The organism is Kaistia nematophila, assembly GCF_026343855.1.
Classification (GTDB): domain Bacteria; phylum Pseudomonadota; class Alphaproteobacteria; order Rhizobiales; family Kaistiaceae; genus Kaistia; species Kaistia nematophila.
On the sequence record NZ_JAPKNK010000006.1, the window covers coordinates 238423 to 255795 of the forward strand.

Below are 17373 nucleotides of genomic sequence, written 5' to 3' on the forward strand. Positions count from 1 at the left end.
GAGTTCGAGACTGCGCCGTTACCTGGCGTCGCCGTCTCCGCTTCGGTCCCAACTCTGGCAGAGGCCTTGTTCATGACATCCATCACGCCAACCGACTTGCCGCCGGACGGCCATGTCGCCAGCCGTTCCGATCCGCTCCCGCTCGCCGGCCTGCTGGCGCTCGCCATGGCCGGTTTCATCACCATGCTGACGGAGGTGATGCCGGCCGGGCTGCTGCCGCGGATCAGCGCCAGCCTCGCCGTTTCCGAGAGCATGGCCGGGCAGCTGATCACGGTCTACGCGCTCGGCTCGTTGCTGACGGCGATCCCGCTGATCACGGCGACGCAGGGCCTGCGCCGTCGCCGCCTGCTGCTTCTCGCGATCGGCGGCTTCGCCGTGACCAATACGGTGACGGCCATGTCCGGCTATTTCTGGCTGACGCTGGCGGCGCGCTTTTTCGCCGGCGTCTCCGCAGGTCTGGTCTGGGCGCTGCTCGCAAGCTATGCCGCGCGGATGGTGCCATCGCATCTGGCGGGGCGGGCGATCGCGATCAGCGGCATCGGCGCGCCGCTCGCCTTCTCGGTCGGCGTTCCGGCCGGCACCTTTCTCGGCGGCCAGGTCGGCTGGCGGTTCGCCTTCGGCATCATGAGCGGGTTGACGGTGGTGCTGATCGGCCTGGTCCTCGCCAAGGTGCCGGATTTCCCGGGTCAGCCGGAAGGCAAGCGTCTGTCGCTCAGCGCCGTGGCGCGGATTCCGGGCATCCGCTCCATCCTGTTCGTCATCTTCGCCTTCGTGCTCGCCCACAACATCCTCTACACCTACATCGCTCCCTATCTCGCGCCGCTCGGCCTGCTCGATCGCGTCGACGGCATCCTGCTGGTCTTCGGCATTGGCGGTGTCGGCGGCCTCTGGATCGCTGGCGTGCTGATCGATCGCTGGCTGCGCGAGGTGGTGCTGACGAGCATCGTCGCCTTCATCGCCTCGATGCTGGCGCTGGCGTTCTGGAGCCATTCGACCGCGGTGGTCTATGGCGCGGTCGCGGTCTGGGGGATCGTCTTCGGCGGTGCGCCGGTGCTGTTCCAGACCGCCTCGGCCAAGACCGCCAGGGAGGCGGCAGATGTCGCGCAGGCGATGGTCGTCACGGTCTGGAACCTCGCCATCGCATGCGGCGGCATCGCGGGTGGCGTGCTGCTCGACAGCCTCGGCGTGGTCTCGTTTCCGTGGGCCATGATCCTCGCCTTGCTGCCGACGCTGGTTGTCGCGTGGGCGGCGCGCCGTCACGGCTTCCCGGTTTCATAGCGGAACCATCCGCCAGTTCGGCGGTTGTCCTCCCGCAATGACAATCATGAGGATGATTTGATGAGCAGCACCAGCGACAAGATCAAGGGCCTTGCCAACGAAGCCGTCGGTAACGTCAAGCAGGGCATTGGCAAGGCGACCGACAATGATCGCCTGCGCGCCGAGGGCAAGGCTCAGGAATTGAAGGGCGAGGCCCAGCAGGCGGTCGGCAAGGCCAAGGATGCCGTGAAGAGCGCCATCGACAAGGCCTGACGCCTTTCTTCCATCGTTGACGAAACGACGAGACCCTGGCCGGTTCGCACCGGCCGGGGTCTTGCTTTTGCAGCGATGTCCTAGGCGACGTCGAATTTGACGCCCTGCGCCAGCGGCAGCGTCTTGCCGTAATTGATGGTGTTGGTGGCGCGGCGCATATAGGCCTTCCAGGCGTCGGAGCCGGATTCGCGGCCGCCGCCGGTTTCCTTCTCGCCGCCGAATGCGCCGCCGATCTCGGCGCCCGACGGGCCGATGTTGACGTTGGCGATGCCGCAATCCGAACCGCGCACCGACAGGAAGGTCTCGGCCTCGCGCAGATCGTTGGTGAAGATCGACGAGGAGAGGCCCTGCGGCACGGCATTGTGCAGTTCCAGCACGTCCTCGAAGGCCGAATAGCGCATGACGTAGAGGATCGGCGCAAAGGTCTCGTGCGCGACCGGGCCGCTCTGCTCCGGCATTTCGACGATGGCGGGACGGACGTAATAGGCGTTCGCCGCCCTGTCGGCGTCGACGCGGGCCCCGCCGGTGATGCTGCCGCCCGCCGCCTTCGCCGCATCCAGCGCCGTCTGCATGCCCTTGTAGGCGGCGGCGTCGATCAGCGGGCCGACCAGCGTGCCGGTCTCCAGCGGATTGCCGATCGTCACCGAGCTATAGGCCTGCTTCAGGCGCGGCACGAAGCTGTCATAGATGCTGTCATGCACGAACAGGCGTCGCAGCGAGGTGCAGCGCTGTCCGGCCGTGCCCATGGCGGCGAAGGCGACGCCGCGCAGCGTCAGGTCGAGATCGGCGGACGGGCAGACGATGGCGGCGTTGTTGCCGCCGAGTTCGAGGATGGCGCGAGCGAAGCGGCCGGCGAGGCGAGGGCCGACGATGCGGCCCATGGCGGTCGAGCCGGTGGCCGAGACGAGCGGCACGCGGGGGTGATCGACCAGCACTTCGCCGATCTCGCGTCCGCCGATCAGAAGCGCGGCGAGGCCCTCCGGCGCCGCGCCGCCTTCGGCGACGAAGCGCTTCAGAGCGCGCTCGAACAGGGCCGAGGTCGCGAGTGCTGTCAGCGGCGTCTTCTCGGAGGGTTTCCAGACGACGCTGTTGCCGCAGACGAGCGCCAGCGCCGCGTTCCACGACCAGACAGCGACGGGGAAGTTGAAGGCCGAGATCACGCCCGTGACACCGAGCGGGTGCCAGCTCTCCATCATCCGATGGTCGCCGCGTTCGGTGGCGATGGTGAGGCCGTAGAGCTGGCGCGACAGGCCGACGGCGAAATCGCAGATGTCGATCATCTCCTGCACTTCGCCGAGGCCTTCGGAGACGATCTTGCCGGCTTCGATCGAGACGAGGCGGCCGAGCGCGGCCTTGTGGGCGCGCAGTTCCTCGCCGAGCAGGCGCACCAGCTCGCCTCGCTTCGGCGCCGGCACGCTGCGCCAGGCCAGGAAGGCGGCGTGCGCCGTTTCGATCGCCTTGCCGGCATCGGCGGCGCTGGTCTCGGCGAGGCGGGCCAGTTCCTCGCCGGTGATGGGCGAATGGACGGCGAGCGTGCCGCCGGTGCGCGCCGCGGTGACGCCCAGGCCGGAGAGCAGGGCGTCGACCTCGGCCGCGAGGGGGTTCTTGATGGCGATCGTCATGGTGTTTCCTCGAATTCCGTGGTGTCCGCGCGGCGGTCAGAGCCGGGCATCGGCGAGATGGGCGATCTGCGCGCCCAATTCGTAATAGGCTTCCTTGAGCCGGCGCAAGCGCGCCTCGACCGGAGGCGTGACCGGCAGCGGCAGGTCGGCTTCGGCGATCCTGCCGGCGATGTGCTCCGCCAGCACGCGGCCGAACACCGTACCCGGCGCGATGCCACGACCATTATAGCCCGAGAAGGCGATGACGTTCTCCGCCAGCTTGTGGAAGCGCGGCAGGCTGTTGTCGGTCATGCCGATCTGGCCATACCACTCGGCCTCGAAGGCGACGTCGCCGATCTGCGGATAGATCCTTGTGAGCGCCCGCTTGGCCCAGGCGCGGTGGACGGAGGCGCCCGTGCCGCGCAGCGCTCCAACGCTGCCGAACACCAGCCGTCCGGCGCGGTCGAAGCGGAATGAACTTAGCACCTCCTTGGTGTCCCACGCGCCCTGCCGCTCGGGCAGGATCGAGCGGCGGAGTTCCGCGCGGAGCGGCGCGGTGGCGAAATTGAAATAGGGCAGGTGAACCTGTTCGCTGCGGATCTCGGGCCAGGGCATGTTGGTATAGGCGTCGGTCGCGACGACGATCCACGGCGCGGTGACGCTGCCTTGATCGGTCTTCACCCGCCAGCCGGAAGCGACCCTTTCCGCCTGCCGGACGGGGCTTCGCGTGTGCAGCCGCGCGCCGGCGCCGATCGCGGCATGGGCGAGACCGCGCGCATAGGCGAGCGGCTGCACCGTCCCGGCCCGAAGGTCGAGCAGCGAGCCGGCATAGGCGCGGCTTCCGAGCTTCGCCGCTGTCTCGTCGGCATCGAGCAGGCGCACGGCCGCGCCGCGCGCGCTCCATTGCGCCGCGCGCTGCCGGATTTCGGCGAGGCCCTTGTCGCCGACAGCGCAATGCAGCGTTCCGGCCGTTTCCAGCTCGCAGGCGATGTCGTAGCTGCGGATGATCTCGAAGACGAGCTTCGGCGCGTTGCCGAGCAGGTCGAGCAGGCGGTCGCCGTGATCACGGCCGAGCGTGGCCGGCAGATCGTCCGGCATCACCCACATGCCGGCATTGACGAGGCCGACATTGCGGCCCGAGCCACCGAAGCCGAACTCCACCCCTTCGAGCAGCGCGACGTCGAGCCCGTCGCGCGCCGCGTGCAATGCCGTCGAGAGGCCGGTATAGCCGCCGCCGACGATCACCACGTCGGCCTTGATATCGCGATGAAGCGGCGAGGTGGCCGGAGCGGCGGGCGCCGTGCGTTCCCAGAGGCCGTGCGATCGCGGGTCGTTCTGCATGTGCGGTTCCGCCAGGTTCCAGTCGGTCAGGTGCCGGAGGGGCAGGGGTGATCATGGCTGGCCGGCGGTCTGTCGACAATGAAAATCCGGTTGCTTCCCGCCGCTGCGTCATGACGCCCTGCGGGACTGTCATCGTTCTGTCATGACTGTCGTCGCAGTGATGCGGCAGGCACCGCGCCTGAACGATTTCGAGTTGCCCACGATCGATGAGCCACGCAGAAAATCCATTGCCGGCTGAGCGGATGGCGCGACCCGCCTCCGGCGTGATCTGGGCCTATCGGTTCGATGGCGAGGGGCGCGCGCGCCCGGTTCCGCTCGACGATACGATCGTGCCGACGGCGCCGGGCGAAGGGTTCCTCTGGGTCCATCTCGACGTCGTCAACAGGCTTGCGCGCGACTGGGTCAACTGCGTCGGCTGGCTCGGGCAGGATGCGCGCCGCCTGTTGCTCAGCGCCGACGATTACCCGGCGCTCGAATACGACACCCAGTCGGTCTGGGGCCGCTTCTCCGACACGCTGCAGGATCCCGACGAAGACAGCGACCGCACGGTGCCGATGCGCTTTGCCTTCGGCCCCGGCTATCTCGTTTCCGGCCGCCGCCATCCTGTGCGCGCCGCCGCCCTGACCCGCAAGAAGGTCGATGGCGGGCAGGTCGTCGGCGGGCCCGTCGCCCTGTTCGAGATGATGATCGACCAGGTGCTTCGCGCCGTCGCCGAGACGTTGCGGGCGTCGCGCGCCGAGGCGGATTCGATCGAGGATCGGGTGCTCGACGAAAGCCTGCACGACGAGTCGCGCCGGCTCGGGCCCCTGCGCCGCACAGCCGTGAAACTGCACCGCCAGCTTTCCGGCCTGCGCAGCATCCTGCGCGAATTCGCGGAGGACGAGCATGCCGACGACAGCCATGTCGCTTCGCGAGCGGCGGCGGAAAGGTTGCTGCGTCGGATCGAAACGCTCGATCAGGAGGTGCAGGAGGTGCAGGATCGGGCGCGCTTCCTGCAGGACGAGATCGCCGCGAAGCTCGCCACGATCAGCAACCGCCACCTCTATTTCCTGTCGATCATGACGGCGCTGCTGATGCCGCCGACGCTCGTCACCGGCTTCTTCGGCATGAATACCGGCGGCTTGCCCTTTCTCGAGGGCGCGCATGGCTGGATCAGCGCCACGCTGATCGGCGGCCTCGCCTCCGTCTGCACGCTCCTCCTGTTGAAGCGCCTCGGCTTTTTCGATTAGGGGGCGGCGGCGTCCGCTTCGGCCCAGTCGTAGAGATCGAGCAGGATCCGGCCGAGCGCGCGTCCGCGCGGACTGAGGCTGTAGCTCACCTCGCGCGGGTAATGGTTGCTCTCCGACCGGAGCACGAGCCCGCGCGCCACAAGTCCGGCCACCCGCTCGGTCAGGACCTTGGGCGTGATGCGGGGCAGCGCGGCCTGCAGCTCCGTGAAGCGCAGAGGCCCCGCCGTCAGCTGCCAGAGCGCCAGCGCGTTCCATCGATGCCCGAGAAAGCTCAGCCAGTCCTCGGCCAGACAGTCGGCGGGGCGACAGGCCTTTGGCGCATCGTCGCTCGGCGGGCTTTCCGTTTGGATAGTCACGATTCGGTATGGTCCTTGCGGCGTCGTCGGGCGTGATATCGCCCCGGAGGCAGCAGGGAACAAGCGATGGCGGGATATTTGATCGTCGGCGGCTATGGCCATGTCGGGCAGAGGATCGCCGCGCGGCTGGTCCGGGCGGGCGTCGCGGGCGTGCGGATCGCCGGCCGGGACGGCGCGCGGGCGCGATCGACGGCAGCCGCACTCGGCTGCGAAGGAGCCGTCATCGACATGGCCGATCCGGCCGGCTGGGACGCGGCGCTCGACGGGATCGGCACGGTAGTCGTCTGCATCGACCTCGCGACCGCCGACTTTCCGGCCACGGTGCTGGGGCGTGGGCTCGCCTATATCGACATCTCCGCGACCGACGCCGTGCTGGCGCGTGTCGAGGCGCTGGACGGGCTGGCGCGCCGGAGCGGCGGCAGCGCCGTGCTCTCCGTCGGCCTCGCGCCGGGTCTGACCAACCTGATGGCGCTCGAGGTTGTTGCGGATCTGGATCGGCCCGAGGGCGTCACGATCGGCGTGCTGCTCGGTCTCGGCGACGCGCACGGCGCCGCCGCCGTGGACTGGACGCTGGACAATCTGCAGCCGCTCGGGCCGGGAGAGATCGTGCCGGTCGATTTCGGCGTCCCCGGCCGGGCCGTTCCCACCATCCCCTTCGCCTTCGCCGATCAGCATGTCCTGATGCGTCGGCATGGGTGGCCGAGCGTGACCACGCGGCTGGGCTTCGCCTCGCCGCTGATCGGCGCGAGCTCGCTGCGCCTCTTGTCGGGGCTGGCGCGGCGCGACTGGTTCCGCCGGCTCCTGCGCTGGAGCATGGCCCGCTTCCGGCTCGGCTCCGATCGCACGGCGCTGGCGGTCGAGGCCGTGGGAAAGGGCGGGCGGCGGCGCCGGCTGGCTCTGGAGGGCTGGGCCGAGGCCGAAATCACCGCGCTGATCGCCGCCAGGGTCGCGCTTCTCCTGCGGGAGGCTCCCCGCGCGGGCGTCCATCACATCGAGGAACTCTGGGCCCTCGGCGATTTCGCTCGGGAACTCGCCGCCGAGGGCATCGCGGTCCATGCGGAGGGACGCGGCGGCTGACGCGCTGGACGGAGGCACCCTGCCAAACGAAACGACCGCCCGGACGGTTCCGTCGGGCGGTCGTTCTGCATTCATGTGCCGGCGCGCGACGGGCGCGCCGGTTCCGCCGCCTAGTCTTCCGGCGGCGTGATCGCCACGCGTCCCTTCAGCCGATCGTCACGCAGCTCGTACCACATGGCGTTCAGGATGCCGAAGGCGCAGGCCAGGCTGAGGCCGAGGATCCAGGAGAAGTACCACATTGCTCGTTTCTCCGATCAGTAGGCGTTGGGGTTCTTGGCCATGCTGTCGCCCGTGACCTTGCCGCGCATCACCCGGTACACCCAGGCCGTATAGGCGAGGATGATCGGCATGAAGAAGCAGGTCACCAGCAGCATGATCCAGAGCGTCAGCTTCGAGGAAGACGCATCCCAGATCGTCAGGCCGGCATTCGGGCTGATCGAGGACGGCAGCAGGAACGGGAACAGCGAGACGCCGGCCGTTGCGATGATGCCGAGGATGCCGATGGCCGAGGTGATGAAGGTGATGGCCGGCTTGCGGGCGGTGAAGCCGACCCAGGCGAGCGCCGTGCCGACGAAACCGAGGATCGGCGCCAGGATCATCCACGAATAGGTCGTGTAGTTGGCCAGCCAGCCGCCGGTGACGACGGACGCCGTCTTGCCGAGCGGGTTGGACGGACCGTTGGGGTCGACGACGCTGGTCAGGACATGTCCGCCAATGCCGTAGGTGACCCAGACGCCGGCCAGCGCGAACAGCACGATGGCGGCCAGCGCGGCGAAGCGGCCGAAGGTGCGGGCCCGGTCGGCGATCGGGCCGGACGTCTTCCAGGTCAGCAGCGCCGCGCCATGCATGACCAGCATGGAGAGGCTGACGAGACCGGCGAGGAGGGCGAACGGCGTCAGCAGCTGGAAGAAGTTGCCGCGATAGAACACCCGCATCGTGTCGTCGAACTCGAAGGGCAGGCCGAGCAGGACGTTGCCGACGGCGACGCCCAGGATCAGGGCGGGAACGATGCCGGCGAAGCACAGCACCATGTCCCACTTCGAGCGCCAGCCCGGATCGCCGATCTTGCTGCGGTACTTGAAGCCGACCGGCCGCAGGATGAGGGCGATCAGGATCACCATCATCGCGAGGTATAGCCCGGAGAAGGAGACGGCATAGAGGAGCGGGAAGGCGGCGAACACGGCGCCGCCGCCCAGGATGAGCCAGACCTGGTTACCTTCCCAGACCGGGCCGACGACGTTGATCACGATGCGCCGTTCCTCGTCCGTCTTGGCGACGAAGGGGAGCAGGGCGCCGACCCCGAGATCGAAGCCGTCCATCACCGCGAAGCCGATCAGCAGCACGCCGAGCAGCAGCCACCAGATCAGGCGAAGGTATTCATAGTCGATTGGTACGATGTCGTGCATGGCGAACCTCGCGGATCAAAGCTTGGGGGCGGCGGTTGCCGCCGTCGGCAACGCTTCGGCGCCGGCGGACTGGAAGGGGTTGTATTCCAGCGGACCCTTCTTGATCGTCTTGACCATCAGGATGACCTCGATCACGGCGAGGATGCTGTAGAGGATCAGGAAGATCGCGAGGCTGAGGGCGAGATCCCAAAGGGTCAGGCCGGAAGCCGCGTAGAAGGTCGGCAGCACGCCTTCGATCGCCCAGGGCTGGCGGCCATACTCGGCCAGCAACCAGCCGCACTCGATCGCGAGCCAGGGCAGCGGCAGGCTGAAGAGGGCCAGCCACAGCGTCCAGCGCTGCTCCCCGAGCTTGTGCCGCGAGGCGACCCAGAAGGCGGCTGCGAAGAAGGCGATGAAGTAGAAGCCGAGGCCGACCATCACGCGGAAGCTCCAGAACAGCACCGGCACGTTCGGGATGGTCGAATTGGCGGCCTTGGTGATGTCTTCTTCCGTGGCGTTCTCGACGTCGGGACGGAACTGCTTCACCAGCAGGCCATAGCCGAGGTTCTGCCACTTGCCGTCGAACTCGGCCCGGGCGGCGGTGTCGTTCGGATTGGCGCGGATCTTCTGCAGCGCCTTGTAGGCCTCGATGCCGTCGCGGATCTTGTCATGCGCGGTATCGACGAGGTTGACGATGCCGGGCAGCTCCGTGGTCAGCGAGCGCGTGCCGATCAGGCCGAGCACGTAGGGAATGCTGATCGCGAAGGTGTTTTCCTGCTTCTCCATATTGGGGAAGGCGATGACGTTGATCGCGGCCGGGGCCGGCTCGGTGTGCCACATGGATTCCATGCCGGCGATCTTCATCTTCTGGTTTTCCGTCGCGACGTAGCCGCTCTCGTCACCGAGGACGACGACGGAAAGGGCGGCGGCGAGGCCAAAGCTGGCGGCGACCGCCATCGAACGCTTGGCGAATTCCTGGTGACGGCCGCGCAGCAGGTACCAGGAGCTGACCGCCATCACGAACATCGCGCCGGTGACGTAGCCCGCGCTGACGGTGTGGACGAACTTGGCCTGGGCGACCGGGTTGAACACAACCGCCATGAAGTCGGTGACCTCCATGCGCATCGTGTCAGGGTTGAAGACCGAACCGACCGGATGCTGCATCCAGCCATTGGCGATCAGGATCCAAAGCGCCGAGAAATTGGCGCCGAAGGCGACCAGCCAGGTGACGATGAGGTGCCCCACCTTCGACAGGCGGTCCCAGCCAAAGAAGAACAGGCCGATGAAAGTCGCTTCCAGGAAGAAGGCCATCAGACCTTCGATGGCGAGCGGGGCGCCGAAGATGTCGCCGACGTAGTGGCTGTAATAGGACCAGTTCATGCCGAACTGGAACTCCATGACGACACCGGTAGCGACGCCCATGGCGAAATTGATACCGAAGCAGGTGCCCCAGAAAAGCGTCATGCGGCGCCAGATCTCGCGCCCGGTCATAACATAGACGCTCTCCATGATCGCCATCAGGAAGGAGAGCCCGAGCGTCAGGGGCACGAAGAGGAAATGATACATCGCGGTGGCAGCGAACTGCAGCCGCGACAGAGTAACAATATCGATATCAATCATGGCCTATACCTTTTGAGTCGCCAGGATTTCACAGCTACCGGCTCATAAGGCACGCAACATTGAGCGAAATCAATGCAGCGAGCTGCCGCGTGCGGTGGATTGGCACAGGCAGCGCCCGGATGATCCTGAACACTGTAAGCTGGGTGAATGAACACCTCCGAATCCGCAGCGGGCGCGAAGTCTGCCCGTTCTGGCCCGACCGTGATGAAGTGGCTGAAAGCGCGCGGCCGGGTCGGTCGTCGCGCCATGGGGCTGGCGATCCTGGTGCCGCTTGTCAGCGCCTGCCTCACCGTCGCGCAGGCCTATCTTCTCGCCACCATCCTGCATCGGGCCATCGTCGACCATGTTGCGAGTGCGGCGCAGGCAACGGCGATGCTGGGCCTGCTCGGTCTGGTTGCACTGCGGGCGGTGCTGGCCTGGGCCGGCGAAGCGGCTGGCATACGCGCCGCCGAGGACATCAAGCAGGCGATTCGCAAGGACCTGTTCGCGGCGCTGATGCGGCGCGGGCCGGACTGGATGCGCCAGCGCGCCTCCGGCGAACTGGCAAGCCAGATCCTCGACCAGGTCGAGGCGCTCGACGGCTATTTCTCCCGCTTCGTGCCGGCGATGATCGCCGCCGCCGTGGTGCCGGTCGCCTTTGCCGTCGGGCTGATGCCGGTCGATCTCGCGGTCGGCCTGCTTCTCTTCGTCACGGCGCCGCTCATCCCGCTGTTCATGGCGCTGGCCGGCTGGGGCGCCGAGGCGGCGAGCCGCCAGCATCTGACGGCTTTGTCGCGGCTTTCCGGCATGTTCGCCGACCGGCTGCGCGGCCTCCTGGTGCTGAAGCTGTTCGGTCGGGCCGAGGACGAGATCGTCCGCGTCCGCAGCGCCAGCGACGAATTCGCGACGCGCACGCTCGCCGTGCTCAGGATCGCCTTCCTTTCCTCGGCAGTGCTCGAGTTCTTTGCCGCGCTGGGTGTCGCCGGCGTCGCGCTCTATGTCGGGCTCACCTATATCGGTCTGCTCGATCTGCGCGGCGCGGAGCTCGGCCTGCAGGCCGGCCTGTTCTGCCTGCTGATGGCGCCCGAAGTGTACATGCCGCTGCGCACGCTCGCGGCCCATTATCACGATCGCGCCTCGGCCAAGGCGGCGGTGACGAACCTCTCGGCGGTGTTCGAGACATTGCCGGCCGTCGATGAGGCCGCGGCAATTCCGGGCGTTGACTGGAGCCCGCGCGGCGCCGTCGGCGTGACGGTGCGCCACCTGACCGTCGAGGCGGCGGATCGCGGCGCCATCCTCGCCGACGCGTCGCTCGATATCGCGCCGGGCGAGACGGTCGCGCTGCTCGGCCCGAGCGGCATCGGCAAATCGACGCTGATCGAGGTGCTGGCCCGTCTGCGCGCCCACCAGGGCCGCGTCGAGCTCGGCGGCGGGTCGCTTGCCGACATCGACGAGGTGGCACTTCGCCGCCATGTCGCGGTGCTCGGTCAGCGGTCGCGCCTGTTCCATGGCTCCATTGCGAGCAATATCCGGCTCGGCCGCGCCGACGCCAGCGACGCCGAGGTCCGCGCGGCGGCCGAGCGCGCCTGCGTGCTCGATTTCGCCGACAGGCTGCCGGATGGACTGGATACCCCGGTCGGCGAACGGGGCAGGGGCCTGTCGGGCGGCGAGGCGCAGCGCGTAGCGCTCGCCCGCATCTTCCTGCGCGATCCGGCGCTGGTACTGCTCGACGAGCCGACCGCCCATCTCGATCGCGAGACGGAAGCCCGCGTCATGCGCGCCGTGCTCGATTTCGCCGCCGGCCGCACCCTGCTGATCGCCACCCATTCGACCGCCGTCGCGGCGTTGATGGACCGGATCTGCGAGATCGACGACCGCAGGCGGATCGTCAGCCGCGCCGGGGCGCCCGCCTCGGCGTCCATGCTGGGAGTGGCATGATGCGGCTTCTGTTCAGCCTCTACGCCAAGCGGTCCGGCGGGCTTCTGCTGGCGCTTCTGCTTGCCTGCCTGACGCTCGCCGCCGGTGTCACCCTGTTCGGCGTCTCCGGCTGGTTCCTGACCGGGGCTGCGCTCGCCACCTCGGCGCTGACCTTCAACCTCTTCGGCCCCTCGGCCATGGTGCGCGGCTTCTCGTTCCTGCGCATCGTCTCGCGCTATGGCGAGCGGCTCGCCGGCCATGCCACCACCTTCAAGATCCTGTCCGATATTCGTGTCCGGATCTTTTCGCGGCTGATCCCTCTGGTGCCGCTGCGGGCAGCGGCGCACCGGACCGGGGATTTCGTCGCCCGGCTGACGGCGGATGTCGAGACCCTCGACATGATGTTCCTGCAGGTCGTGGCCCCGGTCGCGACCGCGATTTTCGGCGCCCTCGGGCTCGGCCTGTTCCTGTGGATCGTGCTGCCGGACAGCCTGCCGGTAGCGCTCATCGGCTTCGGCCTGACGACGCTGCTTCTGCCCGGGCTGATCGTGCTCGCCGGCCGCCGCAGCGGCGCCGCCACGGTACGCACCGCGGCCGACCTGCGCAGCGCCGTGCTTGACGGCATCGACGGCCACGCGGATCTGGTCGCGCTCGGCGCCGTCGACGGCGCCCGCCGCTCGGTCGACGAGGCGGCTGCGGCCGTGCGGACGGCGCGGCTGCGCCAGGGCCGGCGCATCGCCTTCGGGCCTGCCTTCGTCGTGCTCGGCACGGGCGCCACCGCGGTCGCCACGCTCTATGTCGGCCTTTCCGTGCTGGAAGCGGGCCGCGTTTCGGGGCCTGTCCTCGTTGGCGCGCTGCTTGCCGTCATGGCGATTTTCGAGGTTTCGGGGCCGATCCTGCGCGGTGCCGGCCGGCTTGGCGCGGCCAGCGCGGCGGCGAAGCGCGTCCAGTCGCTGGTCGACATGCGTCCGTCTGTCATCGATCCCCCCCGACCGGTCGCGCTGCCCGAGACGGGCGATATCGTCTTCGACAAGGTCGGCTTCACCTATGGCCGCGACCAGCAGGTCCTTTCCGGCCTCGACCTGACCCTGCATCCGGGCGAGCGCGTCGCCATCGTCGGCGAGAGCGGCTCGGGCAAGTCGACGCTGCTCGGTCTGCTGCTCCGCCTCGTCGACGTCGATGCCGGCGAGATCCGCATCGGCGGTGTCGGTATCCGCGAAGTCCGGCAGGCGGATCTCCATGCCCATGTCGCGCTGCTTTCGCAGGATGCGCCCGTGTTCATCGGTACGATCCGCGACAATCTGAGGATCGCCGACCCGGCCGCCGACGATGCGGCGCTTCTCGCCGTGCTGGAAAAGGCCCGGCTCGACGGCTTCGTGCGCGGCCTGCCGCAGGGGCTCGACACCTGGCTCGGCGAATCCGGCGAGACGCTTTCGGCCGGACAGGCGCGGCGGCTCTGCCTGGCGCGCACGCTGCTGTCGCCGGCGAGGGTGCTGCTGCTTGACGAGCCGACGGCAGGACTCGACCGGCCGACCGAGGCGGCGTTCCTCGCCGACCTGCTCGCCGTCACCACGGGTCGCACGCTGGTGCTCGCCACGCACGCCGCCCTGCCGCCGGGTGCGGTCGATCGGGTGTATCGGCTGGAGGATGGAGCGTTGGCGCTGGAGGGATGAGGCCTACCCTTCACCTCTCCCATCGGGAGAGGTCGGAGCGAAGCTCCGGGTGAGGGGCTGCGATCTCTCGGGTGAGGCCTAAACCCCTCACCCGCCGTCCTGCGGCCGTCGACCTCTCCCTCTGGGAGAGGTGAAGGAGGAGACCCTAGCGCCGGTGCGAAGCGATGATGCCGGCCGCCAGCGTCGGGAGGTCCGCGCCGGGGCGGCCGTCGCCGACATGCTGCCAGGTGACGCGCGATCCTTCGATCAGCAGGAACAATTGATCGGCCAGCAATTCCGGCTCGGCGAGGTCGGAGGCGCGGCAGAGCCGGATCAGATTGTCCCGGTGCTGGCGGGTGTTGGCATCCAGCACCTCGCGGCCGGGATGGTCCGGATCGGTGATCTGCACCGCCGCCTTCGCCAGCGCGCAGCCTGCCTCGTTGCCGTGCTCGACATGGTTGGCGATCCGCGTCAGCCAGGCATCGATCTGGGCCAGCGGCTGGCCCGGATGCTCCGTTTCGATCTCGCACCAGATGGCGGCGCCCTCGGCGGCGAGGCCGCGCAGGTACTCGGCCACCAGCAGGTCCTTCGATTCGAAATGTCGGTAAAGCGTCATCTTGTTGGTGCCGGCTGCCTCGGCGATCGTCTCGACGCCGACACCATGGACGCCGTGCCGCCCGAACAGTTCCCGCGCCGCCACGAGAATGCGCTCGCGCGGCGGCTGCGGCTTCGCAGCGGCGCCGCTGTGAACAGACTGTTCAGCGCTTTTCACATCCATCCCATTGACTCGATGTTACCCGATAGTAACATTTGCTAATGTTACTCAACGGTATCGGCGCAGCTCCCCCCCTGGGTTTCGGCCGGTTTCCGTAACATAGTGAAGGGAAGACCGATGACCAACATCCTTTTCGTGACGTCGAGCCCTCGCGGCGGCGCCTCGCATTCGAGCAAGGTGGCCGAGCGTGTTCTGGCCGACCTCGTCGCCCACAATCCGAACGCAACCGTCGTCCGCCGTGATCTGGCGCGGGATCCGCTGCCGCATGTCGACGAAGCCTATCTCGGCGCCGTGTTCACGCCGGCCGAGGCGCGCAGCGAGGAGCAGAAGGCGATCGCCGCGCTTTCCGACACGCTGATCGACGAGCTCTTCGCCGCCGACATCATCGTCATCGCCTCGGCGATGATCAATTTCACCATCACCTCGACGCTGAAGACCTGGCTCGATTATGTCGCGCGCGCCGGCCGCACCTTCGCCTATGTCGACAACGCCCCGGTCGGTCTCGTCACCGGCAAGCGCGTCGTGCTGGTCGAGTCGAAGGGCGGCATCTATTCGGAAGGCCCGATGAAGCCGGCCGATTTCCAGCTGCCCTATCTGCGTTTCATCCTCGCCTTCATCGGCCTGAAGGATGTCGAGGAGATCACCGTCGAGGGCGTCGCCTTCGGTCCGGAGCAGGCGGCGAGCGCCGTCGCGGCCGCCGAGGCCAAGGCGTCGGAGACGGCCCGTTCCATCGCGGCCTGATCGTCGATCCCGCGCGCATTCCAAGAAAAAGGCCGGATCCTGGATCCGGCCTTTTTTGTTACGGGTTGGTGGTCTTGATCTCGACCTGCAGCAGGTCGGGCAGCTTCTGCGGCGCACTGTCGGCCGTTTCGATCAGCTTCATCAGCGGCACCGGCGTCGCCGGCGCGGCGGTGATCGTCATCGTGCCCGGGGCCTTGATGAAGGCCTGCAAGGCCGGGGCCAGCTTCGCCTGGAAGCCCGGATTCTTCAGCACCATCAGGAACAGCGGCAGGGCGCCGGCGATCTGCTGGCGGAACTTGTCCGGCTCGACGTTCATCTTCTTCGCCTGCATCCCGACGGCGCGCTCGACGATCGACTTGTCCTCGACCGACAGCTTGCCGCGCGTGAAAAGCAGCGACGACAGCGCGCCTTCCAGCTGCTTGGGATCCTGGATGGCCTGGCGCGTCAGCCCCGTCAGCGTCGCGTCGGCATTCATCGTCGCCAGGTCCTTGATGGCCAGCTTGAAGCCGTCGAGGATCACCGCCTCGTCGGCCTCGCGCCACGACAGGCGGAAGCCATAGTCGGCGACCAGCCGGTCATAGCCGAGGCCCTTGATCATCTCGCGGGCGCGACGGTCGTCGATCTGCGACAGGTCGAGGTCGAGGCCGCGCACGTCGCTGGCGATGCTGGTCGGGACCGGGCCGATATAGTCGCCGAGGTCGATGCGGGCGCGATCGACGGCGCCGAGCTTCTTGCCGCCCTGGGTGACGTCGACGCCGACCGCTTCGGCGAAGCCCATGGTCGGGATAAGCGGCATCGGATCGAAGTCGATGCCGCTCTCGCTGGCATACATCGACGAGACCAGCAGTTCCGGCGACGGGAACTTGAAGCCGCCGACCGCCAGTCGCTCGGCGCCGAGCGTACCCTTGTCCTGGATGGCGACGTCGAGGTCGTGCACGCCGATCTCGCCGATGCCGTCGCTGGAAAAGTCGTTGAAATGGAAATCGCCGAGATGGAAGCGCTCGACTTCCGGGGCGGTGACGTCGAGGTCGCTGAGGCGCAGGGAACCGACCCCGGCGAAGCTGAGCAGGCCGGCAAAGTTGTCGCGCACCAGCCGCGCCGCTTCGTTATCGGGGAGGTCGGGCTTGGAAAGGAACGTATCGAGGAAGTCGGTGAAGCTCTTCTTTGGCTGGCGCAGCCGCAGGTTCTCCATTTCGAACGAGCCCATGCGCACCGAGGCGCCCGGCATCTCGATCGAGAAGTTGCGGTAGACCTCGAGCCCAAGCGCGGTGCGCCACTTGCCATCGCCGACGCCGCCGGCATACCGGTCGGGATCGAGCACGGCGGAGAGGGCATCGAGGTCGTATTTGCGCGCCTCGATCTTGTCGATCGTGAACTTGATCAGTCCGTCGGGCGAGGGCATCTCCTGCGAGATCGGCCCCATCGTTACCTGGTCGATGACGCCGTTCGCCATGCCCTTCAGTTCGTAACTGCCGAAGCTGGCGGCCGAGGTCTGGCCTTCCGAGGTCTCCGTCGCCTGGATGCGGCCGACGCGGATGCTGTCGACGGAAGCCTTGGCGATGATGCCCCAGCCCTTGGCGAGCGAGGTGAAGATGCGGTTCTGGTCGAACACGTAGTTGACGAAGCTCGGCACCGACAGGTTGTCGACGCGAATATCCGAAAGCGTCGAGCTGCCGAATTCGCCCACCACGAGCTTGCCGCTGTCGGCCGTGATCTCGCTCGCCTTGAAGCCGCCATCGGCTGCCTCGGCATAATTGGTGATGGCGATGGTGCCGAAGCTGATCTCGAGCTTGGTCGCCAGCGTCTCGCTGCGGATGGTAAGGTTGCGCAGCGTCGCGGTGCGCCGGCCTTCGTCATAGGAAAGCTCGGAGAAGCCCGCGACCCAGTTGGGCGAGGCGTCGAGCGTCGAAACCCAGTTGCGGATCGCCGTCTCGATCGGCTCCTCGGCAAGGGCGGGCAGCGACGCCGTCATGGCGAAGGCGCTGACACCGGCGGCGAGAAGTCGGACGCGTAGCGACGAACGGCTCATAGGTAACTCCATGGCGGGACGACCGGGCGGCTCGGCGAGCCGCGATCGACCGTGACATTCAAGATGTCCCGATCCGGGATAGAAAAAACCGGGCGGTCTGCACCGCCCGGGAATTCATTCGGCGCGCCTGGCACGTCCGTT

Annotated in this window: 15 protein-coding genes; 7 read left to right on the top strand and 8 right to left on the bottom strand. The window is 67.8% G+C overall.

Going from position 1 to position 17373, the window contains the following annotated elements; genetic code table 11:
- Positions 1 to 72 precede the first annotated feature (72 nt).
- Together OSH07_RS15785 and OSH07_RS15790 are read left to right on the top strand one after the other, a co-directional pair.
- A complete protein-coding gene (locus OSH07_RS15785; RefSeq protein ID WP_266339628.1) occupies positions 73 to 1278 on the top strand; it encodes an MFS transporter in 1206 nt (401 codons plus the stop codon).
- 60 nt (positions 1279 to 1338) lie between these two features.
- Entirely contained in the window at positions 1339 to 1530 is a 192-nt protein-coding gene (locus OSH07_RS15790; RefSeq protein WP_266339629.1) for a CsbD family protein, read from the top strand.
- A gap of 80 nt (positions 1531 to 1610) precedes the next feature.
- Here the strand turns inward: OSH07_RS15790 and amaB are convergent, their stop codons facing one another.
- Positions 1611 to 3152 (bottom strand): L-piperidine-6-carboxylate dehydrogenase, encoded by a 1542-nt coding sequence (amaB, locus tag OSH07_RS15795; protein ID WP_266339630.1) that lies wholly within the window; start codon positions 3150 to 3152, stop codon positions 1611 to 1613.
- A 36-nt stretch (positions 3153 to 3188) separates the two neighbouring features.
- A complete protein-coding gene (locus OSH07_RS15800) occupies positions 3189 to 4472 on the bottom strand; it encodes an NAD(P)/FAD-dependent oxidoreductase (protein ID WP_266339631.1) in 1284 nt (427 codons plus the stop codon).
- A gap of 242 nt (positions 4473 to 4714) precedes the next feature.
- On the opposite strand from OSH07_RS15800, the gene OSH07_RS15805 reads away from it, so the two are divergent.
- Complete coding sequence (locus tag OSH07_RS15805; RefSeq protein ID WP_266339632.1) at positions 4715 to 5701, top strand: CorA family divalent cation transporter; 987 nt, start codon at positions 4715 to 4717, stop codon at positions 5699 to 5701.
- Here the strand turns inward: OSH07_RS15805 and OSH07_RS15810 are convergent.
- Entirely contained in the window at positions 5698 to 6057 is a 360-nt protein-coding gene (locus OSH07_RS15810; RefSeq protein ID WP_266339633.1) for a winged helix-turn-helix transcriptional regulator, read from the bottom strand. The two genes, OSH07_RS15805 and OSH07_RS15810, sit on opposite strands and share 4 nt — an antisense overlap.
- Before the next feature lie 66 nt (positions 6058 to 6123).
- On the opposite strand from OSH07_RS15810, the gene OSH07_RS15815 reads away from it, so the two are divergent.
- On the top strand, positions 6124 to 7134 hold the full coding sequence (locus OSH07_RS15815; protein ID WP_266339634.1) for a saccharopine dehydrogenase family protein: 1011 nt from the start codon (positions 6124 to 6126) through the stop codon (positions 7132 to 7134).
- A 110-nt stretch (positions 7135 to 7244) separates the two neighbouring features.
- Here the strand turns inward: OSH07_RS15815 and cydX are convergent, their stop codons facing one another.
- The 3 genes from cydX to OSH07_RS15830 are packed head-to-tail and all read right to left on the bottom strand — an operon-like array spanning position 7245 to position 10136.
- Positions 7245 to 7373, bottom strand: a complete 129-nt coding sequence (cydX, locus tag OSH07_RS15820) for a cytochrome bd-I oxidase subunit CydX (RefSeq protein WP_266339635.1) — start codon at positions 7371 to 7373, stop codon at positions 7245 to 7247.
- A gap of 15 nt (positions 7374 to 7388) precedes the next feature.
- Complete coding sequence (gene cydB / locus OSH07_RS15825; RefSeq protein ID WP_266339636.1) at positions 7389 to 8540, bottom strand: cytochrome d ubiquinol oxidase subunit II; 1152 nt, start codon at positions 8538 to 8540, stop codon at positions 7389 to 7391.
- A 15-nt stretch (positions 8541 to 8555) separates the two neighbouring features.
- The gene (locus tag OSH07_RS15830) at positions 8556 to 10136 is read right to left on the bottom strand and encodes a cytochrome ubiquinol oxidase subunit I (protein ID WP_266339691.1); all 1581 of its coding nucleotides are present in this window, start codon (positions 10134 to 10136) and stop codon (positions 8556 to 8558) included.
- Between the two features lie 207 nt (positions 10137 to 10343).
- On the opposite strand from OSH07_RS15830, the gene cydD reads away from it, so the two are divergent.
- Positions 10344 to 12056: a thiol reductant ABC exporter subunit CydD gene (gene cydD, locus OSH07_RS15835; RefSeq protein WP_266339637.1), complete on the top strand. Its 1713-nt coding sequence runs from the start codon at positions 10344 to 10346 to the stop codon at positions 12054 to 12056.
- Positions 12053 to 13708 carry a thiol reductant ABC exporter subunit CydC gene (cydC, locus tag OSH07_RS15840; protein WP_266339638.1) on the top strand — a complete coding sequence of 552 codons (1656 nt, stop codon included), beginning with the start codon at positions 12053 to 12055 and terminating at the stop codon, positions 13706 to 13708. Before cydD ends, cydC begins: the two co-directional genes overlap by 4 nt.
- Positions 13709 to 13853: 145 nt before the next feature.
- On the opposite strand, the gene OSH07_RS15845 is transcribed toward cydC, so the two are convergent.
- A complete protein-coding gene (locus OSH07_RS15845; protein ID WP_266339639.1) occupies positions 13854 to 14465 on the bottom strand; it encodes a TetR/AcrR family transcriptional regulator in 612 nt (203 codons plus the stop codon).
- Between the two features lie 114 nt (positions 14466 to 14579).
- Between OSH07_RS15845 and OSH07_RS15850 the strand changes: the two genes are divergently transcribed.
- Positions 14580 to 15203 carry an FMN-dependent NADH-azoreductase gene (locus OSH07_RS15850; RefSeq protein WP_266339640.1) on the top strand — a complete coding sequence of 208 codons (624 nt, stop codon included), beginning with the start codon at positions 14580 to 14582 and terminating at the stop codon, positions 15201 to 15203.
- Positions 15204 to 15261: 58 nt separating this feature from the next.
- On the opposite strand, the gene OSH07_RS15855 is transcribed toward OSH07_RS15850, so the two are convergent.
- Positions 15262 to 17232, bottom strand: coding sequence for a hypothetical protein (locus tag OSH07_RS15855; protein ID WP_266339641.1), 1971 nt, complete (start codon positions 17230 to 17232; stop codon positions 15262 to 15264).
- Positions 17233 to 17373: the final 141 nt, after the last annotated feature.

Coding starts and splice junctions, on each gene's coding strand:
- OSH07_RS15855 (WP_266339641.1), bottom strand. CDS start 17,232: ATGAGCCGTTCGTCGCTACGCGTCCGACTTCTCGCCGCCGGTGTCAGC.
- cydD (WP_266339637.1), top strand. CDS start 10,344: ATGAAGTGGCTGAAAGCGCGCGGCCGGGTCGGTCGTCGCGCCATGGGG.
- OSH07_RS15845 (WP_266339639.1), bottom strand. CDS start 14,465: ATGGATGTGAAAAGCGCTGAACAGTCTGTTCACAGCGGCGCCGCTGCG.
- amaB (WP_266339630.1), bottom strand. CDS start 3,152: ATGACGATCGCCATCAAGAACCCCCTCGCGGCCGAGGTCGACGCCCTG.
- OSH07_RS15790 (WP_266339629.1), top strand. CDS start 1,339: ATGAGCAGCACCAGCGACAAGATCAAGGGCCTTGCCAACGAAGCCGTC.
- OSH07_RS15850 (WP_266339640.1), top strand. CDS start 14,580: ATGACCAACATCCTTTTCGTGACGTCGAGCCCTCGCGGCGGCGCCTCG.
- OSH07_RS15805 (WP_266339632.1), top strand. CDS start 4,715: ATGGCGCGACCCGCCTCCGGCGTGATCTGGGCCTATCGGTTCGATGGC.
- OSH07_RS15785 (WP_266339628.1), top strand. CDS start 73: ATGACATCCATCACGCCAACCGACTTGCCGCCGGACGGCCATGTCGCC.
- cydX (WP_266339635.1), bottom strand. CDS start 7,373: ATGTGGTACTTCTCCTGGATCCTCGGCCTCAGCCTGGCCTGCGCCTTC.
- cydB (WP_266339636.1), bottom strand. CDS start 8,540: ATGCACGACATCGTACCAATCGACTATGAATACCTTCGCCTGATCTGG.
- OSH07_RS15800 (WP_266339631.1), bottom strand. CDS start 4,472: ATGCAGAACGACCCGCGATCGCACGGCCTCTGGGAACGCACGGCGCCC.
- OSH07_RS15815 (WP_266339634.1), top strand. CDS start 6,124: ATGGCGGGATATTTGATCGTCGGCGGCTATGGCCATGTCGGGCAGAGG.
- cydC (WP_266339638.1), top strand. CDS start 12,053: ATGATGCGGCTTCTGTTCAGCCTCTACGCCAAGCGGTCCGGCGGGCTT.